20 protein-coding genes are annotated in these 25418 nt (G+C 42.5%); 16 read left to right on the top strand and 4 right to left on the bottom strand.

Annotated features, from left to right (window positions below):
- Positions 1–84 precede the first annotated feature (84 nt).
- The 5 genes from ECA1_RS06210 to pheT all read left to right on the top strand — a co-directional run bounded on the left by ECA1_RS06210 (position 85) and on the right by pheT (position 11580).
- On the top strand, positions 85–3702 hold the full coding sequence (locus ECA1_RS06210; RefSeq protein ID WP_060791969.1) for a PD-(D/E)XK nuclease family protein: 3618 nt from the start codon (positions 85–87) through the stop codon (positions 3700–3702).
- Positions 3695–7372, top strand: coding sequence for a helicase-exonuclease AddAB subunit AddA (gene addA / locus ECA1_RS06205; RefSeq protein ID WP_060791968.1), 3678 nt, complete (start codon positions 3695–3697; stop codon positions 7370–7372). The genes ECA1_RS06210 and addA overlap by 8 nt, the downstream gene beginning before the upstream one ends.
- A 67-nt stretch (positions 7373–7439) precedes the next feature.
- Positions 7440–7760 carry a winged helix-turn-helix transcriptional regulator gene (locus ECA1_RS06200; protein ID WP_005226192.1) on the top strand — a complete coding sequence of 107 codons (321 nt, stop codon included), beginning with the start codon at positions 7440–7442 and terminating at the stop codon, positions 7758–7760.
- Positions 7761–8112: 352 nt separating this feature from the next.
- Positions 8113–9159 (top strand): phenylalanine--tRNA ligase subunit alpha, encoded by a 1047-nt coding sequence (gene pheS, locus ECA1_RS06195; RefSeq protein WP_005226191.1) that lies wholly within the window; start codon positions 8113–8115, stop codon positions 9157–9159.
- Positions 9160–11580 carry a phenylalanine--tRNA ligase subunit beta gene (gene pheT / locus ECA1_RS06190; RefSeq protein ID WP_060791967.1) on the top strand — a complete coding sequence of 807 codons (2421 nt, stop codon included), beginning with the start codon at positions 9160–9162 and terminating at the stop codon, positions 11578–11580. It abuts the gene before it with no gap.
- Positions 11581–11982: 402 nt separating this feature from the next.
- Here pheT and trpS read toward each other — a convergent pair whose 3' ends face one another.
- Positions 11983–12990, bottom strand: a complete 1008-nt coding sequence (gene trpS / locus ECA1_RS06185) for a tryptophan--tRNA ligase (protein WP_005236112.1) — start codon at positions 12988–12990, stop codon at positions 11983–11985.
- Between the two features lie 267 nt (positions 12991–13257).
- On the opposite strand from trpS, the gene ECA1_RS06180 reads away from it, so the two are divergent.
- From ECA1_RS06180 to cbpB, 8 genes are all read left to right on the top strand, one after another.
- Positions 13258–13995, top strand: a complete 738-nt coding sequence (locus tag ECA1_RS06180; protein ID WP_005226188.1) for an amino acid ABC transporter ATP-binding protein — start codon at positions 13258–13260, stop codon at positions 13993–13995.
- 18 nt (positions 13996–14013) lie between these two features.
- Entirely contained in the window at positions 14014–14823 is an 810-nt protein-coding gene (locus ECA1_RS06175; RefSeq protein ID WP_005226187.1) for a transporter substrate-binding domain-containing protein, read from the top strand.
- Between the two features lie 11 nt (positions 14824–14834).
- On the top strand, positions 14835–15482 hold the full coding sequence (locus ECA1_RS06170; RefSeq protein ID WP_005226186.1) for an amino acid ABC transporter permease: 648 nt from the start codon (positions 14835–14837) through the stop codon (positions 15480–15482).
- A gap of 17 nt (positions 15483–15499) precedes the next feature.
- Positions 15500–16156 carry an amino acid ABC transporter permease gene (locus ECA1_RS06165; protein WP_005226185.1) on the top strand — a complete coding sequence of 219 codons (657 nt, stop codon included), beginning with the start codon at positions 15500–15502 and terminating at the stop codon, positions 16154–16156.
- Between the two features lie 230 nt (positions 16157–16386).
- The gene (racE, locus tag ECA1_RS06160) at positions 16387–17202 is read left to right on the top strand and encodes a glutamate racemase (RefSeq protein ID WP_010748417.1); all 816 of its coding nucleotides are present in this window, start codon (positions 16387–16389) and stop codon (positions 17200–17202) included.
- On the top strand, positions 17203–18555 hold the full coding sequence (gene rph, locus ECA1_RS06155) for a ribonuclease PH (RefSeq protein WP_060791966.1): 1353 nt from the start codon (positions 17203–17205) through the stop codon (positions 18553–18555).
- Positions 18552–19064: a metallophosphoesterase gene (locus ECA1_RS06150; RefSeq protein ID WP_005226182.1), complete on the top strand. Its 513-nt coding sequence runs from the start codon at positions 18552–18554 to the stop codon at positions 19062–19064. Before rph ends, ECA1_RS06150 begins: the two co-directional genes overlap by 4 nt.
- A gap of 109 nt (positions 19065–19173) precedes the next feature.
- Complete coding sequence (gene cbpB / locus ECA1_RS06145) at positions 19174–19677, top strand: cyclic-di-AMP-binding protein CbpB (protein ID WP_005226181.1); 504 nt, start codon at positions 19174–19176, stop codon at positions 19675–19677.
- Positions 19678–19712: 35 nt separating this feature from the next.
- Here the strand turns inward: cbpB and ECA1_RS06140 are convergent, their stop codons facing one another.
- Both ECA1_RS06140 and fabI read right to left on the bottom strand, forming a co-directional pair.
- Positions 19713–20630 (bottom strand): mechanosensitive ion channel family protein, encoded by a 918-nt coding sequence (locus tag ECA1_RS06140; protein WP_060791965.1) that lies wholly within the window; start codon positions 20628–20630, stop codon positions 19713–19715.
- Positions 20631–20777: 147 nt separating this feature from the next.
- Positions 20778–21533 (bottom strand): enoyl-ACP reductase FabI, encoded by a 756-nt coding sequence (fabI, locus tag ECA1_RS06135; protein WP_005226179.1) that lies wholly within the window; start codon positions 21531–21533, stop codon positions 20778–20780.
- A 206-nt stretch (positions 21534–21739) separates the two neighbouring features.
- On the opposite strand from fabI, the gene fabZ reads away from it, so the two are divergent.
- On the top strand, positions 21740–22180 hold the full coding sequence (gene fabZ, locus ECA1_RS06130) for a 3-hydroxyacyl-ACP dehydratase FabZ (protein WP_005226178.1): 441 nt from the start codon (positions 21740–21742) through the stop codon (positions 22178–22180).
- Positions 22181–22230: 50 nt separating this feature from the next.
- On the opposite strand, the gene ECA1_RS06125 is transcribed toward fabZ, so the two are convergent.
- Positions 22231–22980 carry a peptidylprolyl isomerase gene (locus ECA1_RS06125; RefSeq protein WP_010748413.1) on the bottom strand — a complete coding sequence of 250 codons (750 nt, stop codon included), beginning with the start codon at positions 22978–22980 and terminating at the stop codon, positions 22231–22233.
- Positions 22981–23162: 182 nt separating this feature from the next.
- Here ECA1_RS06125 and ECA1_RS06120 point away from each other — a divergent pair, with 182 nt between their 5' ends.
- The gene (locus ECA1_RS06120; protein ID WP_060791964.1) at positions 23163–24254 is read left to right on the top strand and encodes a DUF871 domain-containing protein; all 1092 of its coding nucleotides are present in this window, start codon (positions 23163–23165) and stop codon (positions 24252–24254) included.
- 178 nt (positions 24255–24432) lie between these two features.
- Positions 24433–25383, top strand: a complete 951-nt coding sequence (locus ECA1_RS06115) for an alpha/beta hydrolase (RefSeq protein WP_010748411.1) — start codon at positions 24433–24435, stop codon at positions 25381–25383.
- Positions 25384–25418 lie beyond the last annotated feature (35 nt).

Genomic DNA, 25418 nt, shown 5'->3' with positions numbered 1-25418 from the left:
TTTAAAACAAAGACGCATTTGAAGAAGCGTATCGCTGAATTTTAGTGTTTTTTTTAAAAGACGATGGAGAGAAGGAGTCCTTTCATGAGTTTACGATTTATCCTTGGCGATGGCCGTTGTCGTCATGATCAAGCAGTGATAGAAAATGCAAAAAGTTGGTTAGAAAAAGACCATCAAGAAGTATTTTTTCTGGTACCTAACTACAACAAATTTGAACGAGAGCGTGAGATCCTTCAATTACTGAAAGAGGATCGCGTAGAAGATTTTGCTTCTATTCGCGCGCAAGTGTATAGTTTTCACCGTTTGGCTTGGTTTTATTTGCAGCAAACCGGCTTGCTTTCTCAAAATGCCATCACTGAAAATGGTGCCTCCATGATCATGCGTAAGCTGCTTTTGGAACTAGAAGAAGAACTCGTCTTATACCGTGGTGAGATCAACAAAGCGGGTTTTATCCAGCAATTGTTGGCGTTCTATCAAGAAATGCATACAAGTCGATTGGGGATCGAAGATTTATTGGCAGGTGGTGCTGCACCAAGCGCAACCCAAGACGAGGAGAAAAAATACAGTGAATTAGCGAAAATATTTCAACGATTTGAACAAGAACTTCTGGAGCGTGCATTACAAGTCGAACAACCGATCACCTTGTTGACACGCTTTCTTGAAGGTTCCTTGCTGGATGATTCTCCAGTGGAGCAAGCAATGCCTAACGCGGTGTCAATGAACAAAGCACCAGATCTTTCCCATGCCTTATTTATTATCAGTGGGTTTTCCGCTTTTTCAACACAGGAACAGCAGCTGATTCAAGTGTTGATGAAAAAAAGTCATGTCATTATTGATCTTTTTCTGGATCGTGGGTATCCACAAGAGCTGCCTTCACCGTTAAATTTGTTTTATGAAGCAGGGCGAACCTATTATCAATTGATCAGTTTTGCCCGAGAAAATCAAGTGCCGATTTATTTGGATCAGAAACTTTCGGTCAACCAAGAGGTAGACAAGGAAGCGAAGGGATCGATGCAACAGGCGTATAATGAAATTGAAACATTTTGGCGGCAGACTCAGTCACAAGTCAACTATCAGCAACAGTCCTCTGTGAAGGACTTTCTGGCAATTTGGAAAGTTGGGAATCCAGAAGAAGAGATCCGTCAGATTGCAGCGTCGATCCGTGGGATGATGAGCGATAAGAAACGGTACCCAACATTACGATACCGAGAGATCCAATTATTGATCGCCGAACCAGAAATCTATCATCAATATATCCCTAAAATTTTTACTGAGTTTGAGATTCCTTTTTATATCGATGAAGAGCAGATGATGGCGCAACATCCATTGGTTGAGTTTTTGAATGCTTTTTTTGCTTGTCAATCCTATGGCTTTCGCTTAAATGATATTTTACGGTTGCTTAGAACGGAACTTTACTTACCGGCAGCCTATCGCTCCGAAGCAGATTGGCTCGTTGGGCGTGACCAGTTTCGTAAGTTGGTGGATATTACCGAGAACAAAGCGTTGGCTCATGATTTCCAAGGAGCGAGTTGGACGAGAAACGAAGATTGGGAACTGATCGAGTATTTACAATCGGAAGAAGAGCAGACGGATAAAGTGGATTTGACAGCGTATACCAACCAGTTGCGCAGGGCCTTTAAACAAGATGTTGCTGATACTCTAGACTGGCTGACGGCTGCTAGAACGAACCGCGATGCGGTCGAACTGCTGTATCGCTTTTTACTGAATGCCGGTGTTGAAGAACAACTGCGGCATTGGCGAGATCAAGCGATCCAGCAAGGGAAGTTGGATCAAGCCCGTAATCATGAACAAGCATGGCAAGCCTTGATGGATTTGCTGGATGAATATGCTGCGATCTATGGGGAAGAGTCCTTTGATTTTGGGCTCTTTGAGGATGTCTTATTGACTGGCTTAGAAAATGTCACATTCGGGAAGATCCCAACAGCGATCGACCAAGTCAACATCAATCGCCTTGATCTGGCACGTCCAAAGCAAGCAAAGATCACATTTGCACCGGGATTGAATGAAACGGCGTTGCCAAGAAAAATAGAGAACAAAACGTTGTTGACGAATGAAGAACGTCAGCATTTCAATCAGTTGTTCAATGGTGAAAAATATCTTAGAGATACAGTGGTGGAAGGCAGTGTCAAGGAGCCATTTGCCTTTTATTCTGTCTTGCTTTCAGCAACGGAACACTTATCACTGTCCTATGCCGTTAATTTTGATACCCAGCAAAACATCAAAATGTCGCCTTATTTAGATCGCGTGGTCAAACGTTTGGATGTCCCACTGCAAGAGCGAGGGATATTGACGCTAGTCAGCGATCCAAGAAACTATGTCGGCAGTTACCGTGGCCTGATCTATCAAATCAATAACCTCAGTCAGCAAGCGCAAAAAAACAAAGAGAATTTGCCTAGGGTTTGGGAGCAGCTGAAACAAGCACTGCTGCGTTCGGAATGGACAGATTTAGCTGCCCAAGTATTTGAAAGCCAAACCCATCAAAATATTCCGATTCCTTTGTCTCAAGCACAAGCTGCGGCACTATATGGACCGTCGATCTACAGTTCCATTTCTCAGATGGAGACGTTCTATCAGTGTGAATACAAGTATTTCGTCAGCTACGGATTACGGTTAAAAGAACGGGAAGTTTATGGCTTAAATCCAGCAATGACAGGTGAGTTTTTCCATGATGCGTTGGACCGCTTTGTCAAAGTCCTGATTGCTGAAAATATTTCCTTGACCCAGTTAACTGCTGACCAACGCGTGCAATTTGTGGAAGTCGTTTTGCAGGAAATTTTTGGCGAAAGCCGTTATCGCTTACTGACGAGCTCTGCTCGGATGAATTTTATTCGGTATCAATTAGGCAAGACGATTCAGCGAGTAGCGTGGGCATTAGCGAAACAAGGACAAAAAATGCATTTTAGTCCTGAAAAGACGGAGGTGCTATTCGGTCAGATCGCTGGCTCAAATGGGATCAATGGGATCGAATTGCCATTAAGTTCTGGCGGGAAACTGCATGTGCGGGGGAAGATCGATCGTGTCGATACGGCGAAAACGGAAGAAGAACAATGGCTTTCTGTTGTTGACTATAAATCTAGCAGCCGAGATTTTGACCTTTCTGAAGCATACTACGGACTTGCGATGCAGTTGATCACCTATCTCGATGTCGCATTGACGGATGCTGTCCAACTGGTTGGTTCGCCAAATGTGCGACCAGCGGGGGCTTATTATCTGCATGTGCATAATCCGCTTTTGGACGGACAAGAAGCCAGTGAAGAAGAACGTTTAAAACGTTTCAAGTATGATGGGTTGTTTATTGACGAACCGGCTGTTTTCCCGTTGCTAGATGAGGATGTTGAAGCCAGCAAAAATTCACCGATATTCCCTGTTCGAAAAGACAAAAACGGCAATTATCAAAAAACAACGCAGGCGAAAAACAAGTTTTATACAGAAGAAGAGCTTGAACTGTTAAGAAAACACAATCGTAAAAACATGCAGCAAAGCGGTGAGAAGCTGTTGAGCGGTGAAATCGCCTTAAACCCGTCTTATAAAATAAAAGACAAAAAACGGGCGTGTGAATTTTGTCCGTTTCGCAGCATCTGTGACTTTGATGTATTGTTGAAAGAAAATGAGTACCACCGTTTAGAAAACTTATCTAAAGATGAGATTATCCATCGCTTAAGGGAGGAAGAAGATGAGTAAGATCCCTTTAAAACCGCAAAATGAAACCTTTACGGATACCCAATGGCAAGCCATTTTTGATAAAGGGGATAATATCCTCGTTTCCGCTTCAGCGGGTTCAGGCAAAACCACCGTTTTGGTTCGGCGAGTGATCGAAAAGCTAAAAGCAGGAACGACGATCGATTCTTTACTGATCGTAACCTTTACCGAAGCAGCTGCTCGAGAAATGAAAGAACGGATTCAAGTGGCATTGCAACAGGCCATCAATCAAGAAAGTGACGAGCAAAAGCGCCAGCACTTCGTTCGTCAGCTGCAGCTGTTGCCGACAGCTAACATTTCTACCTTGCATGCGTTTTGTTTAACTGTGATTCGGCGTTTTTATTATTTGATCGATTTAGATCCCAATTTCCGCATGATGACCGATGAAACCGAAATTTTATTGATGAAAGAAGAAATATGGACACAGCTGAGAGATCAACAATATGAAGCCAATGATGAAGCCTTCTTTCGTTTGACGGAAAATTTTTCAAGTGATCGTTCTGATGAAGGCGTCGGGGATCTGATCCTGTCTCTTTATGACTTTGCCCGAGCCAATCCAGATCCAGTCAACTGGTTAGCCCATCTAAGTGATCACTATATCGGCAAAGAAACCTTTGCTGAAAATACCCTGTATCAATCGCAAATCAAACCGAGTTTGCAAGAAAATTTGAAGACAGCGGCGCATTTGCTGCAGGCGGCGCAAGACTATGCCCGTTCTGATGAAGCGATGGAAAAAGCAGCACAGTTGATCGATACCGAATTGGGCATGGTGGAAACCTTAAAGGCTCTGCTGGATGCAGACGATGTCGATGGATTCTATGAGCAGATCCAAACATTGCGTTTTGGTCGTTACCCAGCTTTTCGCAAACCAGAACAAAAGGAATTGTCCCAAGAAATCAAGCCCTTACGCGATGATGCGAAAAAATTGGTCGAGCAATTGAAAGCCACCTTCCCGTATCCACCAGCTGAAATGATGGAGCTGCTTCATCGATCAGCACCTGTCGTTGAAAAAATGGCAGCGATGACCGAAGCATTTATGAAAGCATTTCAAGAAAGAAAGCTTTCAAAAGGCCGTTTAGACTTTAATGATTTGGAACATTTCACCTTGCAGATTTTACAAGGAGATGGCAGTGGAAGTGAGGCGTCGACCTATTATCGTGATCGCTTTGAAGAAGTTTTAGTCGATGAATACCAAGACGTCAATCGGCTGCAAGAGGCAATTTTATATTGGGTCAGACAAGTCGATCATAACCCTGGCAATATGTTTATGGTGGGGGATGTGAAGCAGTCGATCTATTCGTTTCGACTAGCAGATCCGACGCTATTTATCGAAAAATACTTGGCATTTGAAACAGAGAATGGTGGGCGAAGAATCGTCTTAGCAGAAAATTTCCGTTCTCGTTCCGATGTATTGGATTTTACGAATCTAGTTTTTCAACAACTGATGGATGAAAGGGTTGGACAAATCCCTTACGATGAGGCGGCAGCCTTGATTACCGGTTTTCCTGATTTTCCAGAAAGCGAGGCCTTTGCCACAGAGCTCTTGTTATATGAAAAAGAGCATGAATCCGAAGAACAATTGATCGATGACAAAACAGAAGGTGAAATGCAGATCACTGCCTTGAAGATTCGAGAGTTGATTGAATCAAAATTCATGATCTATGACAAAAAAGCTAAAACAAATCGACCAATCACTTACAATGACATCGTCTTATTGACCCCCACACGTAAAAACAATCTTGTCATTTTAGATGTCTTTAAGCAGTTTGGGATTCCGATGGCGGTCAATGATGCTCAAAACTATTTTCAGGCAACGGAGATCCAAACCGTCGTTTCTTTGCTGCAGATCATTGATAACCCGTACCAAGATATCCCACTTGTGGCCGTTTTGCGTTCGCCAATCGTCGGCCTAACAGAAGATCAATTGGCTGAGATCCGTTTAGCGAATCGTTCCAGCGACTACTACGATGCAGTATTGGATTACCATGGGCAACAAGAAGCGTCACCCTTGTGGGAAACGGTGGATGGATTTTTAACAAAACTGGAACAATGGCGAGAGGAAGCACGACGATTACCAATCCCAACCTTGCTTTGGCAAATCTATGAAGATACTGCCTATTTGGATTATGTCGTGGGACTGCCTGCAGGTCAGCAGCGCTATGCCAATTTAGCGGCATTGGTCCACAGAGCGGAGAAATATGAAAAGAGCAGTTTCCGTGGGTTGTACCAATTCATTCGCTTCATCGAAAAAATGCAAGAAAAAAACAAGGACTTGGCAGAGCCATTAGCTACACCAGTAGAAGATGCAGTTCGTGTGATGACCGTCCATGCAAGTAAAGGTTTGGAATTTCCTGTAGTCTTCTTATTGGATACAACAAAATTCTTTAATTACCAAGATTTTCAAAAACGCTATATCTTTGAAGAACAGCTGGGGGCTGGGATCCAATATGTGGAACCCGCAGAAAACCTTAAATTTGAAACACTGCCGTTTCAAGCCATCAAGCAAGTTCGTTTGAAAAAAGCCTTGTCAGAAGAGATGCGAAAATTATACGTAGCATTGACACGAGCAGAGCAGAAGCTTTTCTTAGTAGGCTCCTATAAAAATCAAGCGGATGCCTTTAAGACGTGGCAATCTGGCTTGACACAATCCGAGATGGTTCTTGATCCAGCGTTGCGCCTTGTTGCTCGGGGGAGCTTGATGGATTGGGTCGGACGGACACTGATGCGCCATCCAGATATGGAAGCAGTATTCTCCGAAGCGTCAGAGCGCAAGCGGACGATCGATCATCCTGCTCATTTTCGTCTATCATGGTGGAATCAAGAAACGATCACGCAAGAAGTCCAAGAGACCCTTGCGCCAGTCGAGGAGCCTAAACGATTGATTGCGCCAGATAGCAATATCGATGATCTTTTGAAACGCCTAGCCTATCGCTATCCTTATCAAAAAGCGACCCAAACGACTAGTTATCAATCTGTTTCAGAATTGAAAAGACTCTATAACGATCCTGATGATCAACAGACCACTTTGTTGGAATGGCGGTCGGTTTCCGAGAAGACGAATCCTCAGCAATATCGCTACGTACAAGATGAATTGGCGAAACCCAAATTTCTGCAAGAAACGAAGCCTCTCGCCAGCAGTATCGGAACCGCAACACATACGGTTTTGCAAATGATCCCCTTAGGAATGAAGCCAACACAAGATACTTTGGCGCTCCTGATTGCTGAACTCGTGAAAAAGCAATTTTTTTCTGAAGAAATCGCCAAAAAAATTGACCGATCGAGTATTTTGTGGTTTTATCAAACTGAACTAGGTGAACTGCTGAACCAATCCTCTGATGTGGTGAAGCGGGAGCAGCCGTTTTCGATGCTAAAAGAGACCGATACGATCTTTGAAGGGTTTGACGAACCAGATGCGCCACTTTTGATCCATGGTATTATTGACGGCTATATTGAATTGGCGGATGAAATCATTTTGTATGACTTTAAAACAGATGATGTGTTCGGCAGTCAGGCTCAGATTGAACAGAAAATGCGCGAACGATATTATGGTCAATTAAAACTCTATTGCCAAGCATTGGAGAAAGCATTGAACAAACCAGTGAAACAGACCTATTTAGTGCTGTTAAAACCTAAGATGATCGTGGCATTCTAGCTGATCGATCCTAGTTTCTTACATTTCGTAAGTCATATGCTATAATAGGTAAAAGAGGTGATGGAGAATGATAAAAGTAGAATCGGATTATGCCCTTTGTCCTAAATTTGAAAAAGCTTTTTCTATTTTAGGCAAAAAGTGGAACGGCTTGATCATTGATGTCCTTCTTGAAGACGGCAAACAAAGATTTGTTGAGTTAGCAAACAAGATTCCTCAAGTGAGTGATCGGGTGTTAGTCGAACGCTTGAAAGAATTAGAGCGGGAAGAAATTGTCTGCAAAGAAAACAATCTTTACTGCTTGACGCCAAGAGGTATTGCTCTTGAAAAGAGTATGATGAGTGTGAAGCGTTGGGCAGAAACCTGGGTACGTGAGGAAGAATGCAGTTGATTTCTCAACGGAAATTAGGTAAACTAAGCTTAAATGAATAGTAAAAAAAGCGTTGATAGAAACTAGTAATTTGGCTGGATCAGAAAAAGGGAGACTTGTCACAGACTGAAAGCAAGTCCTGTATTCGAAAAATGAATTTCACTTCTGGAGCTTGCTGAGAACAATCAGTCGGCAGTGTTGCTGTCGTTAGCCGAAGTGAGTGCGCGGAACTTTCCGCGAATGAGGATGGTAACACGAGACGTCGTTCCTTTTTTTAGGGATGACGTCTTTTTTTGTCTTTTTATCAAAAGATCGTCACTTTTTCCAGTCAAATCGTTTTTTACACTATTCACTGTATAGAAGGAGGAAACACATGTCTTTACAAGAAAAATTAGAAGCATTGAAGGAAACGACATTGCTTAAAATCAAAGAAAGTCCAACCATGAATGACTTGAATCAGATTCGAGTGGAAGTGCTTGGAAAAAAAGGTCCCATTACTGAAGTTCTACGGGGGATGAAAGATCTTTCTGCGGAAGAACGGCCGAAGGTGGGGAGCTATGCCAACGAGATTCGTGATATCTTGACAGAAGCGATCGAAGAAGCAAAATCGTCTATCGAAGCAGCAAACTTGGAAAAAGCCCTTGCTGAAGAATCCATCGACGTGACTTTGCCTGGTAAAAAGATGGACCGAGGAACACGCCATGTGCTAACGCAAATCATGGAAGAAATCGAAGATATCTTTGTTGGTATGGGCTACCAAGTAGTTGAAGGCTACGAAGTGGAAAAAGATCATTACAATTTCGAACGGATGAATCTGCCAAAAGATCATCCAGCCAGAGACATGCAGGATACTTTTTATATTTCAGAGGAAGTGCTGATTCGGACCCATACGTCACCAGTGCAAGCGCGAACAATGGAGACTCATGATTTTTCTAAAGGGCCGCTGCGGATGATCTCACCAGGGAAAGTTTTCCGTCGTGACACAGATGATGCGACCCATAGCCACCAATTCCATCAAATTGAAGGCTTGGTGATCGATAAAAATATTACGATGGGTGACTTAAAAGGAACCTTAGAAGTCATGATGCAAAAAATGTTTGGTGAAGACCGCCAAATTCGCTTGCGACCAAGCTATTTCCCTTTCACTGAACCATCGGTCGAAGTTGATGTCAGCTGCTTCAAGTGCGGTGGGGCGGGTTGTAACGTTTGTAAACAAACTGGCTGGATCGAGATCCTCGGTGCTGGAATGGTGCATCCTAACGTCTTAGAAATGTCAGGGATCGATCCAACCCAATATTCAGGATTTGCTTTTGGTTTAGGTCCTGATCGAGTGGCAATGCTGCGCTACGGCGTAAACGACATTCGCCAATTCTATCAAAATGATGTGCGTTTCATTCGCCAGTTCAAGGGGGAACAATAAATGTTAGTATCGTACAAATGGTTAAATGAATACCTTGATCTGTCTGAGATCACACCAAAAGAGCTGGCGGACAAAATGTCAGTGACCGGGATCGAAGTCGAAGGTATTGACGTGCCTGAAGAGGGTTTAAAAAAAATCGTTGTCGGAGAAGTGACCGACTGCCGACCACATCCAGATTCTGATCATCTATCGATTTGCCAAGTAAATATTGGTGAGGAAGAAGACACGCAAATCGTTTGTGGGGCACCAAATGTCAAAAGCGGCATCAAAGTCATCGTGGCATTACCAGGCTCTCGAATCGCGGGCAATGTAAAAATCAAAAAGGGCAAGATGCGGGGAGAAGTTTCGAACGGCATGATTTGTTCATTGCAAGAATTGGGATATGCTGATAGTGTAATCCCCAAAGAATACGCAGAAGGAATCTATTATTTACCAGCAGAAGCAGAAGTAGGAACACCGGTTTTTCCTTATCTCGATATGGATGATCACATTATCGAATTATCGATCACTCCGAACCGCGCGGATGCGTTGAGCATGCGGGGGGTTGCTTATGAAGTCGGTGCCATCTATCGGCAAACACCGAAGTTTCCTGAAATTGCGCTTAATGAAAGTGAAGTAGCTGCTGCCGATAAAATTCAGGTGAAGGTCACGGAAGCAACCGATGCACCCGCCTACCAAATTCGAATCATTGATGGTGTAACGATCGCCCCAAGTCCACAATGGCTGCAAAATCGCTTGATGAATGAAGGCATTCGTCCAATCAACAATGTCGTGGACGTGACAAATTATATCTTACTATTATTTGGCCAACCTTTGCATGCTTTTGATTATCAAAAGCTAGACAGCAAGGAAATACTGGTACGTCGCGGCAAAGAAAATGAAAGCCTGGTTACCTTAGATGGAGAAACACGTCAGCTCTCATCAGAAGACATCGTTATCACCAACGGAACGACACCCGTTGCGCTCGCAGGCGTCATGGGAGGGCTTGATTCTGAAATCACGGAAACAACGACCACAGTCGCTTTAGAAGCGGCGTTGTTCGATCCATTAGCGATTCGTTTAACCTCAAAGAAATTCAATTTAAGAAGTGAGTCCTCTGCTCGTTTTGAAAAAGGGATCAACCAAGCAACGGTTGCAAAAGCTTGTGATGCAGCAGCAGCACTGATTGCAAAACTTGCTGGCGGAACGGTCTTAAAAGGGGCAGTAATAGGTTCCCAAGTAGCTGTAGAACCTGTGGAGGTTACAATCACTTTAGCTCGAATCAATAGCTATTTAGGCACAGAAATCACTGATGAAGAAGTGCAAGAAATCTTTGATGCATTAGGCTTTGGTCATCGTCAAGAAGCAGACAGCTATATTGTTTCTGTCCCACCTCGTCGTTGGGATATTACGATCGAAGCAGATATCATTGAAGAAGTGGCGCGTATTTACGGTTATGATCGTTTGCCATCGACTTTACCGCAAGGAGAAACGGTTGCCGGTCATCTAACCAAAACTCAACGTCTGATTAGAGAAGTTCGGACACTATTGGAAGGCAACGGGGTCAGTGAAGCCATCAGCTATGCTTTGACCACTGAAGAGAAGGCACAACAATTTACGGATAAATCGAGCCAAGTGACTCGATTGGATTGGCCAATGACCGAAGAGCGTGCCGTCTTGCGGTTGAATCTGATTTCAGGCTTGTTAGACGACGTTGCGTACAATTTGGCACGTAAAAACAATCGTGTTGCTTTGTATGAAATTGGTCGCGTCTTCTATCAAACAGGCGACAGTAAGCACGAGCTGCCAACAGAAGTCAATCACTTAGGGCTAGCTTTGACAGGAAATATCCATGAGAAAGACTGGCAAACCCAAGCTCAAAAAGTTGATTTCTTCCATTTGAAAGGCATTTTAGAAAATCTATTTGATTCGTTGGCATTAACCGACCGTATTCGATATCAAAAAACGGCAGCCCTCAAAGAGATGCATCCTGGCCGTACGGCAATGATCTTGTTAGATGACCAAGAAATCGGCTTCTTGGGACAAGTCCACCCATCGATCGCCAAAGATTATGAAGTGAGTGAAACCTATGTTGCTGAATTGAACTTAGATCAACTGTTAGCAGCGAAAACAGAACAATTGGTTTATCAACCAGTTTCTAAGTTCCCATCAGTAACGCGGGATATGGCACTCTTGCTTGATGAAACGATCGATAACCAGTCCGTGATGGAGATCATTCGCGAAAGTGCCGGTCGCTTCTTAAGTGCGATTCGTTTATTCGATGTTTATCAAGGGAAAAACATCGAAGCAGGCAAAAAATCATTAGGGTATAGCCTGACCTTTAGCAATCCAGAAGCTACCCTGACGGATGAAGAGATCAATCAAGCAATAGCGAAAATTACTCGTAACTTAGAAGAAAAAGTTCAAGCAGAAATCCGCTAATCAAATAAGTAGAAAAACGTTCTCCACCATACAAAGAAGTTGGGTGGGGAACGTTTTCTACTATTATAATAGATGCTCAGATGACACAAGAATGTGAGGAGTTGAGTGAAAGCCGTAAAAGATTTCTCTATAGAAGGCAATCCAGCTTTTTTGGTACAACTTTTTTTAAACACTGGCAAGGTTGAAAAAATGCATTTTCTAATCCACATTTTATGAAGATATTTTTTAGGACAGCTCTCTTGGTTTTTGTGCAAGAAACAGCATCAAATCAAATTACACAAAGTGTCAGTCTGGGGAGGAAGGGTTCTCGTGAAATCTAACACATAGTTGGCACATAGGTTTTGTATGAAAGAATTCATTCCGATTTGTAAACAAAAAAACAAGCCGTAAAGGCTTGTTTTTTTAGGCGAAGTAATTGATGCCCATTGCATTTTTGACTTCAGCTAACGTTTGGGCGGCAACTTGTTCTGCTTTTTCACTACCAAGTTTTAATAAGTTCATCACTTCACCGGGATCTTTGGCAAAAGCTTCACGGCGTTCACGAATCGGTGCAAATTCGGCTTCCAGAACATCGATCAAATAGCGTTTGATTTTGACATCGCCTAGTCCACCACGGGTGTAATGTTCTTTTAATTCAGCAATTTTTTCTTTTTCAGTGCCAAATACATCAAGATACGTAAAGACCATATTGCCTTCGACTTGTCCAGGGTCGTTGACATGAATGTGATTTGGGTCCGTGTACATACTCATCACTTTCTTTTGTAATACATCGGCTGGATCAGCTAAGTAAATACCATTGTTCAGTGATTTACTCATTTTCCCGTTCCCATCGATCCCCGCTAAACGTCCCATGCCTTTTGGCGGTAAAACCGCTTTTGGTTCGACTAATACTTCACTATACGTAGAATTAAAACTATGCACGATTTCTTGCGTTTGTTCCAGCATTGGTTTTTGATCTTCTCCAACGGGAACTAAATTTGCTTTAAAAGCGGTGATATCCGCTGCTTGAGAGACAGGATAGATGAAGAAACCAGAAGGGACGCCTTCACCAAATTTTTTTTGTTCAATTTCGGCTTTAACAGTTGGATTGCGTCGTACTCGAGCAACACTGACTAGATTGAGATAATACATCGTCAATTCAGAGAGCTGAGGGATTTGCGATTGAATAAACATCGTTGTTTTTGCAGGATCCAATCCAACGGCTAAATAATCCAAAGCAACTTCTAAAATATTCGCTGAGACCTTCTCAGGTGTTTTCGCATTATCTGTTAGTGCCTGCATGTCAGCGACCATGATATAAAGCTGATTTTCAGGGTCAGCTTGCATTTCGACCCGTTTTTTTAAAGACCCCACATAATGGCCAAGATGCAATTTGCCAGTTGGGCGGTCGCCAGTTAAAATCGTATTCACTTTTTTTCCACCTTTTCCTTTGTTATATGGTTTATCTTACCTTTTTTTAGCAAAAGAAACAACCGGTTCTCCTTGTGATCTGATGGGGTGAGAAAAATTTTCATGGACAAAAACCTCACATCAAAGTAAAATAGCACTTGTCTTTTCAGAAATAAGGGGGGAACATTGGAAAAGCACCTTTACAAATGAAAAAAGATTGAGCTATAATATGAATCAAATCTTTCCAATTACTCATTTAATTTTAAAAAAAGCTAGGAGTGTGAATCAATGGCAATGATCGAATTTAAGAACGTAGAGAAATATTACGGAAAGTTCCATGCATTAAAAAACATCAACCTTGAATTTGAAAAAGGTGAGGTCGTTGTTGTTATCGGACCTTCAGGATCTGGTAAAAGTACAATGCTCCGTACGATTAATGGTCTAGAAACCATTTCAGGTGGTCAATTATTGGTCAATGGCAAGAACTTGTTTGACAAAGATGTCAAAATGACAGAAATTAGAAAAAACATCGGCATGGTGTTTCAACATTTCAATTTGTATCCAAATAAAACCGTGTTAGAAAACATTACGTTGGCACCAATCAAAGTATTAAAACAAAATGAGCAAGAAGCCATCAATTTGGCGGAAAAGCTTCTTGATCGGGTAGGGATGTTAGATAAAAAAGATTCCTATCCTTCCATGTTATCTGGCGGACAACAGCAGCGGGTCGCAATTGCCAGAGGGCTTGCGATGAAACCAGAAATGCTGCTTTTTGATGAGCCAACGTCAGCATTGGATCCAGAAATGATTGGTGATGTCTTGGATGTCATGAAAAAAATTGCCAGTGAAGGCATGTCCATGATCGTTGTTACCCATGAAATGAGCTTTGCCCGTGAAGTAGCAGATCGAATCGTCTTTATGGCGGAAGGACAAGTCCTAGAGGATCGGCGCGATGTCGATGGATTCTTTGATGCACCAAGAGACGAACGTGCAAAACAATTCTTGAGCAAAGTCAGCAATCATTAAGCAATAGGAGGAACCCTTATGAGAAAGAAAATCTTTTCCTTTCTAGTCTTAGCCTTTGCCCTTGTGACTTTCTCAGGTTGTAAAGGACAAAGTGCCGCAGAGATCGATATTTTAGAAAACAGCAAAGAGACGAATCAGATCGTTTGGGGCGTAAAAAACGATACCCGTCTTTTTGGATTAATGGATATCGCGACCAGAGAAGTACGAGGATTCGATATTGATATCGCTCGTGCAATCACTGAGAAAATTTTAGGTCGTGATGGCAATGCCATCTTTGTTGAAGTTACCTCAAAAACCCGGATTCCTCTTTTGAAAAACGGCAACATCGATGCAATCATCGCCACGATGACTATCACGGAAGAACGTAAAAAACAGGTCGATTTTTCCGATGTCTACTTTGATGCAGGACAATCTTTATTAGTCGCAAAAGATAGTCCAATCCAAGGGATCGAAGATTTGACCGCAGACACCACTGTATTGGTCGTGAAGGGCTCTACTTCAGCTGTCAACATCCGTGAAGCAGCACCAGAAGCGCAAATTTTGGAACTTGAGAATTATGCGGAAGCCTTTACCGCTTTACAATCTGGTCAAGGGGATGCTATGACCACGGATAATGCGATCCTATTAGGGATGGCGAGTGAAAATCCCAATTACCATTTAGTTGGCGAAACTTTTACAGAAGAACCTTATGGGATTGCTATCAATAAAGGACAAAAGCCGTTTCTTGATGCAGTGAATCAAGCCTTGCGGGAAATGCGTGAAGATGGAACCTATGATGAGATTTACAACAAGTGGTTCCCTGAAGACGAATCAGGAAAAGTAGAGTAGGAGGAAACTGAATGGTTGAATTATTTCAAACGTATACCGGTCAGTTTATTGAAGGCTTTAAATACACAGTCATGGCGAGTTTGATCGCACTGTTTTTTAGTCTTTTGATCGGAACCTTAATGGCAATTTTTCAGTTGTCAGACAATCGCCTCATCAAAGGGATTGCCAAAGCGTATGTTGAGTTTTTTAGAAATATTCCCTTATTGATCATCGTGATGTTCTTTTATGTCGTTGTGCCAATGTATTGGGTTTCTTTTGACGGCTTTCAAGCAGGAACGATCGGCTTAACGATCTATACATCGGCATTTATCGCTGAGACGATCCGTTCAGGGATTCAAACGGTCCCTAAAGGCCAGATGGAAGCTTCCTTGTCTTCTGGTTTTACTTACAGCCAAGCGATGCGCTACATTATTTTGCCTCAAGCATTTAAGATCGTCGTACCGCCGTTAGGCAATCAATTTATCAATCTTGTCAAAAATTCATCAATTTTGGCGATGGTCGCAGGATTAGATATTATGTATCAAGGCGATTTGATCGCAAGTGAGACCTTCAATACATTTGATACGTATATCATTGTTGGTCTTTTCTATTTGATCATTACCCTACCATTGTCTTATTTGATGGTTTACTTGGAACGGCGTTGGGCTGTCCGCTCATAGAAAGGAGCTAACGAACTATGGACTTTTTTGAAGCTTTTTCAGCGATTAACATTCGCTTCTTGATCGATGGCTTGCGGGTAACAGTTGAAGTGTCGATCCTATCGATTTTATTTAGCTTTATTATCGGAGGGATCGCCGGCATTTTGCGCTTCAGCTCGATCCCAGTCTTTTCTAAAGTATTAGGTGTCGTGATCGATGTTATTCGTAACTTGCCTTTGCTCTTGATCATCTTTTTCACTTACTTTGCATTGCCGCAGATCGGTATCCGCTTTAATATTTTTTGGTCAGCGGTTGTAGCATTGACGATTTTTGAATCAGCGATGCTTTCTGAAATCTTTCGTGCTGGTTTGAATTCTGTGCCAAAAGGACAGATGGAGGCTGGTTTATCTACAGGGCTAAGCTATGTCGAAGTATTGCGGAGCATCGTCGTGCCGCAGGCATTTAAAGCGATGCTGCCAGCGATCGTCAGTCAGTTGATCTCTTTGATCAAAGATACGTCATTAGCCGTGATTATTTCTTTACCAGAGCTGACTCATCATGCTCGAATCATTTATGGTCAAAACACAAACTATGTTTTGCCTATGTTTTTGGCAATGACTGTTTTATACTTTTTGGTTTGTTATGCCTTGTCATTGCTTTCTGGCTTTTTGGAAAAACGTCAGTACGATTACTAAAACGAATAATCGACAAAAACATCCCCACGATCGGTCTTTCACCCATGCAAGTGCAACTTGTGGGGTGTAAGCCAATCGTAGGGGCTTTTTTCATTTTGACCGTTTCGTGGTTTTTCGGAAAGCTTTTTTAGCAAACGAAAGGAATACTTGAAAAATAGACAAAAAAAGTCCAAAATGAATAAGAGAGAAAAATGCACCAAACTCTTTCTTTCATGTAAAGGATGGAAACTATGACAAACAACAGACCAATTGGTTTTATCGATTCTGGTGTTGGTGGGTTGACGGTCGTCAAAGAAGCAATCAAGCAATTACCCAACGAATCGATTCTTTATCTGGGAGATACAGCCAGATGCCCGTATGGTCCGAGACCTGCTGAGCAAGTCATCGAGTATACGTGGCAAATGACCCGTTTTTTATTAGAAAAAAATATTAAAATGTTGGTGATCGCTTGTAATACAGCGACAGCGGTCGCCCTTGAAGAAATCAAAGAACAACTAACGATCCCAGTGATCGGCGTGATCCTGCCTGGCAGTCGAGCAGCAGTCAAAGCAAGCAAAAACCAACGAATCGGTGTCATCGGGACAAACGGAACGATCAAAAGTGACTCTTACAAGCGCGCGCTTCATGGCAAAGCGCCCCATGCGTCCGTCGTCAGTTTGGCTTGCCCGAAGTTTGTGCCGATCGTAGAAAGCAAACAATACCATAGCTCGGTCGCCAAGAAAATCGTGGCAGAAACGTTGCGTCCATTGAAAAACAAACGGCTAGATACAGTGATTTTGGGTTGTACCCATTATCCTTTATTGCGTCCTTTGATTCAAAATGAATTGGGCGCTCATATCCAGCTGATTGATTCAGGGGCAGAAACGGTGGGGGAAGTCAGTACCTTGTTGGACTATTTTTCCATTGCTGCAACGAGTCAGGACGATCCGCATCCGCAACATGCATTTTTTACTACTGGTTCACCGAAAATGTTTGATGAGATTGCCAATGATTGGCTTGATTTAGACACGATCTCATCGATTCACACTGATTTAGGAGGCTTTTAAATGCGACATGATGGCAGAAAAGAAACAATGTTAAGACCAGTTAAAATTCAAACCAACGTCTACAAACACCCCGAAGGATCGGTTGTGATCTCTTTTGGTGACACAACCGTGATCTGTTCGGCAACGATTGAAGAGCGGGTCCCTCCGTTTTTACGAGATACGGGAAAAGGCTGGGTCACAGCCGAATACAGTATGCTCCCACGAGCGACCAACACTCGTAATCGTCGAGAAAGTGCCAAAGGCAAGCTTTCTGGTCGGACGATGGAGATCCAACGGCTGATCGCTCGTTCCTTGCGCGCAGTAGTCGATTTAGAAAAATTAGGGGAGCGCAGTATCGTGGTCGATTGTGATGTCGTTCAAGCAGATGGCGGTACCCGAACAGCTAGTATTACCGGCGCTTTTGTCGCGTTGCGTTTAGCTATCGATACCTTGTTGCGTGACAGAGCATTGACGGAAGATCCAATCAAGGAGCATTTGGCAGCAATTAGTGTCGGGATCTTACCAGATGGCACCTGTGTGACCGATCTCGATTATCAAGAAGATTCTTCAGCTGCTGTTGACATGAATTTGGTGATGACGGAATCTGGTCGATTTGTCGAATTGCAAGGAACTGGGGAAGAAGCGACCTTTGATGGTCAGCAGTTGAATGAGATGCTGATCTACGGAAAAACAGCTATCGAAGAATTGATCGCCTATCAAAAAGAGGCACTGTTTTTACCAGATGAACCCCCTTATGAGATTCCCGAAAAAACGATCGTCATTGCTACAGGCAATCCAGGAAAAGCCAAGGAATTTAAAGCCGTATTTGGCGCAGCAGGTTACGATGTCCGTACCTTAAAAGACTATCCTTCCTTACCAGATGTTGAAGAAACCGGCACCACCTTTGAAGAAAATGCCCGCCTTAAAGCGGAAACCATCGCCAGAATTTTGGGAAGACCGGTGTTAGCTGATGACTCAGGACTGAAAGTCGATGCACTAGGGGGACGACCAGGGGTGTACTCTGCTCGATTTGCTGGTGAGCAAAAAAGTGACGCTGCCAATAATGCAAAATTGCTCTATGAATTGACGGATGTCGAAGATGACAAACGCAGTGCCCAATTTCACTGTACGTTAGTTTTCGCAGCACCAGGAAAAGAGAGTTTGGTGGTTGAAGCTCAATGGCCGGGGAGAATCGGCCGCATCCCTCGTGGAGAAAATGGGTTTGGCTACGATCCATTGTTTATTCCTGATGGTTCAGAGCAAAGCGCAGCCCAAATGAGTCAAGAAGAGAAGAACCGAGTGAGCCACCGTGGTCTAGCAATCAAAAAACTGCAGGAACAGTGGCGGGAGTGGTTAGAAGGAGAAAATGTATGAAATACTTAGTTGTCAGTGACAATCATTCAGATCGTGAGATTCTTGTTGATCTTAAAAATGAATTCGAAAATCAAGTCGATTTGTTCCTTCACTGTGGGGATTCAGAACTTCCTGAAACGGATCCTTTATGGGAAACATTCCAAGTCGTTTGTGGCAATTGCGATTACGGTGGTGGTTTTCCGAATGAACGTATCGTTAAAACGCCACTGGATACCATCTATATGACCCATGGCCATTTGGCGGATGTTCGTTTTGGCGTAACCAAATTAGGCTTAAAAGCGCAACAAGCAGATGCTTCGATCGCTTTGTTTGGTCATACGCATCAAATTGCTTGTGAGAAAGTCGGGAATCGACTTTTCTTGAATCCTGGCAGTATTTCTCAACCGCGAGGGCAAATCCAAATCAAAAGTTTTGCGATTATTGAAAGTACACCAGAACAATGGGCAATCCAATACTATGATCGTTCCTTTCATAAAGTCCCAGAGCTAGCTTTCGTTTTCACACGTTAAGTAAGCGGAATCAAAAAGTAAAAATTTCATTATAATTTTGCAGGTTTCTACTTTCTATTCTCATTTTCAAGTAAAATAGAAGAGTAGCTGTGAAATGGAGGCAATTAGATTGATAGGACAGACCGTAGAAAAAATATTACTCGAGAATCAAGAAAATTTCTTGGTGCCGGCAGAGAATGTGGCATCGGTATTTTATAACCACCCTTTGAGTCACGCATTGCTTGTTTTATCAAAAGTGGGCTATTCAAAGATCCCAGTACTAGATAGTGAGGACCATTTAGTCGGCTTAATCAGCCTCTCAAACATCGTAGAACGAATGATGGATCTCACTGGCTTCAGTATGGAAAATATTGAAGGGCTGACTGTGGCAGATGTCATGGAAGTCAATGTGAATTGCATCAAAGAAAACGATGAGTTGGAAAGTATGCTGCATCTGTTAGTGGATCAAGCATTCTTGCCGATCGTTGATGATGACAATGTCTTTGTTGGGATTATCACCCGCAAAGAGATTTTAAAATCCGTCAATCATTTGGCGCATGAAATCGAAAGACGCTATTTGCTGATTTCGAAAGAAGATGCCCCAAAGATGACAGATGAACTGCATGTGGTATAGAAAAAAGGTTATCCCAGTTTCGGGATAACCTTTTTTTAAATACCGACGATCGGCGCATTGGGGATCGTATAGCCTTTGGCAGTTAATGCATCGATCGATGCGGCCAAAAATTCCTCTTTGATTTTCCATTGCGTACCGTTGGTCACATACATGGTCGTGCGAATTGCAAAGTTGTTGTTTCCTAGATCCACCAGACCGAAGACCGTAGGGGCCGTTTGAATCTCTTCTTCGTGCTGCTGAGCAATCTGTTCATTGACTTCTTCAATGATGGCACGTATTTCATCTAAGCCTTCAGATGGTAAGATACGTACGTCTACCACGACTTGCATATTGGCTCTTGATGTATTACTGATGGTTGTGATGTTACGATTTGGGATATAATGAACGGTTCCATCAACGGATTTTAATTGAACAGTCCGAATACCGACGGCCGTCACCGTACCCTCAAGCGTCAGATTGGTCAAGCGGACGTAATCACCAACGTTGATTTGTTGTTCGGTAATAATAAAGAAGCCAGTAATCAAGTCATTCATAAAGCCTTGGGCACCGAGACCGAGAGCGACACCGACGACTCCGGCACCGGCTAGTAGCGAGCCTACAGGTACGCCGATGGTTGAAAGGAGTGCATAGACAAAAAAGAAGCCTAATGTGTAATGAACCGTATTGCGGATCAGGGTATGGATCGTGTTGATTCGACTCACATTGAAGGTGGCTTTTTTTTCATAGGACCGATAGATCCGGTCAATGATCATGTTGCTTATTTTTAATAAAATTCCGAATAAGATACACAAAAAAAACAGCATCAGTGCTTTTTGGATCAGTAGGCCAATGATCGATTCCCAGTCGATCGATGCCCACCATTTTTGTAATGCATTGAGCTGAGCAGCTGCTGGTTCGGTAATGCTGGAACCACTTGAATCGGTCGTGCTAGCTGCAATTAGCAGTTGTTTCATAAAATCCCTCCAAGTCTTACTGCATCTATTTTAACGAAGATAAAATAGAAATGCAAAGGAGGTTTTCTGAAATATCTGTTTTTTTCAGAAAAAGCCTGCTTAGCCAACGGAGAGGCAAATAGCAGACTTTTCTATGACAATCATTGATTAAGATAAATGAACGCCTTTATCAACGAAAATCACTTCGCCGATAATCCCGCTTGATAATGGACTGATCAAGAAGGCACAAGTATTGCCCACTTCTTCAATCGTCACACCAATATGATCAGGTGTTCGATCCTCTGACAATTGGATCAGTTTTTGATAGTCTTTTACACCAGTTACTGCCAGCGTCTTGATGGCACCAGCTGAAATCGCATTGACGCGGATTTTTTGCGGTGAAAGTTCGGCAGCTAAATAGCGAACGCTTGATTCTAAAGCGGCTTTTGCAATCCCCATCATATTGTAGTTCGGTACTGCCCGTTCGGCACCTAAGTAGGAAAGGGTAACGATTCCAGCATTTTCAGCTAAGATTGGTTTGGCATATTTGGTGACGGCAATCAATGAATAACTGCTGATGTCTTGCGCCAAAGCATAACCGTCACGAGAAATATTTAAAATATCGCCAGATAGATCTTCTTTATTGGCATAAGCAACGGCATGGACAACACCGTGGATCTCACCTGCATATTCTTTGATCGTTTCAAAGGCGGAAGCAATGCTTTCGTCATTGGCGACGTCACATTCCACTACAAATTCATCAGATTCCAATAAGCGCTCTAAAGGCTTTTTCATGCGGTCGTTTTGATACGTGTAGATCACTTCGGCTCCTTGTGCTTTTAATGCTTGTGCACAGCCCCAAGCGATACTGCGTTTGTTAGCAACGCCCATGACGACAACTTTTTTACCGGTTAAAAAACTCATAATTCCACTCCTTAATAAATTCAACAATAATAAAATACGTATAATGACAAATAGTAAATCAAACTATCTTGATTTCTAATTATTAAGCATAATTGTTTGATTGTCAAACTATTTTTTTCTTAATAAATATTTAGTTGCGAATTTCGCTGAACTATGATACTTTGATAATCAAACTATAATAAATTCTTAAGCAAGGAAGGGAAACCATGAAAAAACTATTGACTGAAACAGAAGTCATGGATTTGATTCCAAATCGCTACCCAATTATATATATTGATTACGTCGATGAAATCGAGTCTGGCAAAAAGATTATCGCAACGAAAAATGTCACCATCAACGAAGACTTTTTCCAAGGACATTTCCCAGGAAATCCAGTAATGCCAGGTGCCTTGATTTTAGAAACATTGGCACAAGCAGGATCGATCCTGATCTTGAAATCCGAGGAATTCCAAGGTAGAACGGCGTATATCGGCGGCATCAACAAAGCCAAATTCCGTCAAAAAGTTGTTCCGGGAGATACCATGAAACTTGTTTTCGAGATCACTAAAATCAAAGGCTCTGTAGGAACTGCTGATGCGGTCGCTACAGTGGACGGCAAAAAAGCTGCGGAATGCGAATTCACCTTTATCGTTGGCGACCAAAAATAAAAGAAAACCGCTGAAATTCCCGATTAACGGAGACTTCAGCGGTTTTTTATTTATTCTTTGGCTTCTTGCAAGACCTTGATCGTTTCGATCTTCACTGGCTCAACCGGTTGAGAATTCTCACCATTGCCAGAGTCTTGGGTTTCTGCTTGCGCAATTTTATCTACGACATCCATGCCTTCGATCACTTGACCAAATACGGTATAGCTACCGTCCAATCGTGGTGTTCCACCATTTTTGTAGGCTTCGATGATTTTTTCAGGATAGTGTTGGATCGCTAGACCGTCAGATACATCCTGATCATTTTGAACGATGTAGAATTGACTGCCTTGGCTGTTTGGCGCACTTGATTTTGCCATTGCTAATGCGCCTCGCAAGTGATAAAGCTGGTTCGAGTATTCTTCGCCGAATCCTTCGCCCCAAATGCTTTCTCCGCCAGTGCCATCACCATTAGGGTCGCCCCCTTGGATCATAAACTCTTCTACGACACGATGGAAAGTCAAGCCGTCATAATACCCATCTTTGGCATGGGTCAAAAAGTTTTCGACTGCTTTGGGCGCGATCTCTGGGAAAAGTTTGATTTTGATCGAGCCTTCTTCCGTTACCATTTCAACTAAAGCTTCATTCTCTTGCACATCCGTTGATAATTGCGGCAATTCCAGGGCATTCAAGTCAACAGATTCTGAGGTTGACGTGCTTTCTGCCGAATTGCTTGATGAGGGATCGGTGGTACTTGAACCTGTACAAGCAGCTAATAATAAAAGGCTAGCAGCTGCTGTCAGTGTGAATAGGATTTTTTTCATTCTTTCATTCCTTCCAGTTTTCTTAATGATAATCATAACAAAAAAGAGACATAGAAGAAAGCGCAGATTTTGTGGAATGAGAAAGAAACAGACGGAAAGGTGTAGACCACTTTTTAGATGTTTGCTATAATGAAAGAGGATTCATTATAATAAACGGATAGAATTTACAGGAGGTTTTTTTGATGGGAAAATTAGGGATATCGATTTATCCAGAGCGCTCAACGTTTGAAAAGGACAAAGCGTATCTAGACTTGGCACACAAATACGGCTTTAAACGGGTATTTACCAGTTTGCTGCAAATCAACGATGACAAAGAAAAAGTCTTGGCAGACTTTAAGCAAGTCGTGGATTATGCCAATCAGTTAGGAATGGAAGTCATGGTAGATATCAATCCTGGTTTATTCGAACAGTTAGGTATTTCTTATGATGATTTATCCTTCTTTGATGAGATGGGGGCTTACGGTGTTCGGTTAGATATTGGTTTCACTGGTTCAGAAGAAGCCAAAATGACCCGTAATCCTTACGGGATCAAAATCGAAATCAATATGAGCAGCGGCACGAGCTACGTGGATAACATCATGAGTTATTCACCTAATACTGAAAATTTACTCGGTTCGCATAACTTCTATCCTCATCGCTATTCAGGGTTAGGCTATGACCATTTTGTTTTTTGTTCGGAAAAATTCCGCAAATACAATTTAAATACGATGGCTTTCGTGAATTCTCACGAAGCTGATTTCGGTCCATGGCCAACACAAGATGGTTTATGCTCGTTGGAAGACCATCGTGATCTGCCACTAGCTACACAAGTCAAACATTTAGTGTTGACTGGTTTGATCGATGATATCTCTATTGGAAATGCCTATGCTTCAGAAGCAGAATTGGCAGCAATGGCTGAAGCGTTTCATGCTGATTATCCGACATTAAGAGTCGATGTCGTTGACGGAATCACTGAAGATGAACGAATTTGTCTCTTCGATAATCTGCACAGCTATCGAGGAGATCGCTCAGAGTACATCTTGCGTTCAACGATGACGCGGATCTATTATAAAGACAAGGAATTTCCACCTCATGATACCCGTGATATGGTAAGAGGGGATGTCTTGATCGATAATGCTGGCTATGGACAATACAAAGGTGAGACGCAAATCGCCTTGAAAGCAATGAAAAATGATGGTCGTGTCAATGTCGTTGGTAAGATCGCTGATGAGGAACTATTCTTATTAGAATTCTTGAAACCTTGGTCAAGTTTTAAATTGGTCGAAAATAACTAATTATCACGAGAAATCAACCATTGCCAACAAAGCGTGTTGGCAATGGTTTTCTTTTTGGGCGCTTGCAATTGACAAACACGAGCAAAAAACGGTAATTTATGTAGTGGGTTCTTTCCATGAAGAACGATGAAACCATAATAATATTATGTAAACTATATAACAAGAGGACGTGACAAGTGTGAAATTGCGCTGGAAGATTGCCATCGGAGTGGCTGTATTAGCAATTGCAGGATTAGGGTATGCAGGAAACTATTTTTACGATTATGCGGTGGTTCCTTCAGAAAAAGATTTTTTGGAAGGAGATACCCCTGGTACGGATGAAAATCAGACAGGAAATGAATCGCAAAATTGGTTTACAGATCCCGCAAATCGTGAGATGTGGCAGCTGACATCTGAAGATGATTTAAAATTATCCGCCATTTATCTACCGGCGGAGGAGAAGAATCGAGGAAAAACGGCGATCATCGCGCATGGCTACATGGGGAATGCAGAAACGATGGCGGACTATGCTAAGATGTATCATGATTTAGGCTATAATGTCTTGGTTCCAGACGCTCGAGGGCATGGTCAAAGCGAAGGAGATTATATTGGTTTTGGGTGGCACGAACGTAAGGATTATCTGCAATGGATCGATGAAGTACTCGCAAAAAATGGTCCTGAAGAAACGATCACTTTGTATGGCATCAGTATGGGGGCTGCCACGGTAATGATGACCAGTGGGGAAGACTTGCCGAAAAATGTCACTTCTATCATTGAAGATTGTGGGTATACCAACGTCAATGAAGAATTGGGGTATCAACTCGATCAATTGTTTGGTCTACCTGCCTTTCCATTGATGAATGTCACTAGCCTTGTCACAAAAATCCGAGCGGGGTATTTCTTTGGTGAAGCAGATGCAGTCAAACAACTGCAAAAGAATACGCGTCCAATCTTTTTTATCCATGGCGATGCGGATACGTTTGTTCCTTATTCGATGCTGGAAATTTTGTATAACGCGACCGATGCACCAAAAGAAAAATGGGTTGTTTCAGGTGCCGAGCATGCGAAAAGCTACAAAACAGATCCAGACCTTTATAAAGAAAAAATTGCAGCTTTTTTGGACAAATACGATCACCCAGCAAGTGAATAAAAAAGTGCCGGTTCAAAAAAAGAACCGGCACTTTT

The sequence above is a fragment of the Enterococcus casseliflavus NBRC 100478 genome (genome assembly GCF_001544095.1).
Classification (GTDB): Bacteria; Bacillota; Bacilli; order Lactobacillales; family Enterococcaceae; genus Enterococcus_D; species Enterococcus_D casseliflavus.
The sequence above is the reverse complement of the archived record's forward strand: the minus strand, read 5'-3'. Positions and strand labels throughout refer to the sequence as shown.

What these genes read in the sequence shown, in the direction of transcription:
- ECA1_RS06120 (WP_060791964.1), top strand. Translation starts at nt 23,163, where the DNA reads ATGGGAAAATTAGGGATATCGATTTATCCAGAGCGCTCAACGTTTGAA.
- pheT (WP_060791967.1), top strand. Translation starts at nt 9,160, where the DNA reads ATGTTAGTATCGTACAAATGGTTAAATGAATACCTTGATCTGTCTGAG.
- fabZ (WP_005226178.1), top strand. Translation starts at nt 21,740, where the DNA reads ATGAAAAAACTATTGACTGAAACAGAAGTCATGGATTTGATTCCAAAT.
- ECA1_RS06170 (WP_005226186.1), top strand. Translation starts at nt 14,835, where the DNA reads ATGGTTGAATTATTTCAAACGTATACCGGTCAGTTTATTGAAGGCTTT.
- ECA1_RS06180 (WP_005226188.1), top strand. Translation starts at nt 13,258, where the DNA reads ATGGCAATGATCGAATTTAAGAACGTAGAGAAATATTACGGAAAGTTC.
- ECA1_RS06165 (WP_005226185.1), top strand. Translation starts at nt 15,500, where the DNA reads ATGGACTTTTTTGAAGCTTTTTCAGCGATTAACATTCGCTTCTTGATC.
- ECA1_RS06125 (WP_010748413.1), bottom strand. Translation starts at nt 22,980, where the DNA reads ATGAAAAAAATCCTATTCACACTGACAGCAGCTGCTAGCCTTTTATTA.
- ECA1_RS06200 (WP_005226192.1), top strand. Translation starts at nt 7,440, where the DNA reads ATGATAAAAGTAGAATCGGATTATGCCCTTTGTCCTAAATTTGAAAAA.
- addA (WP_060791968.1), top strand. Translation starts at nt 3,695, where the DNA reads ATGAGTAAGATCCCTTTAAAACCGCAAAATGAAACCTTTACGGATACC.
- pheS (WP_005226191.1), top strand. Translation starts at nt 8,113, where the DNA reads ATGTCTTTACAAGAAAAATTAGAAGCATTGAAGGAAACGACATTGCTT.
- ECA1_RS06175 (WP_005226187.1), top strand. Translation starts at nt 14,014, where the DNA reads ATGAGAAAGAAAATCTTTTCCTTTCTAGTCTTAGCCTTTGCCCTTGTG.
- fabI (WP_005226179.1), bottom strand. Translation starts at nt 21,533, where the DNA reads ATGAGTTTTTTAACCGGTAAAAAAGTTGTCGTCATGGGCGTTGCTAAC.
- rph (WP_060791966.1), top strand. Translation starts at nt 17,203, where the DNA reads ATGCGACATGATGGCAGAAAAGAAACAATGTTAAGACCAGTTAAAATT.
- racE (WP_010748417.1), top strand. Translation starts at nt 16,387, where the DNA reads ATGACAAACAACAGACCAATTGGTTTTATCGATTCTGGTGTTGGTGGG.
- ECA1_RS06210 (WP_060791969.1), top strand. Translation starts at nt 85, where the DNA reads ATGAGTTTACGATTTATCCTTGGCGATGGCCGTTGTCGTCATGATCAA.
- ECA1_RS06140 (WP_060791965.1), bottom strand. Translation starts at nt 20,630, where the DNA reads ATGAAACAACTGCTAATTGCAGCTAGCACGACCGATTCAAGTGGTTCC.
- ECA1_RS06150 (WP_005226182.1), top strand. Translation starts at nt 18,552, where the DNA reads ATGAAATACTTAGTTGTCAGTGACAATCATTCAGATCGTGAGATTCTT.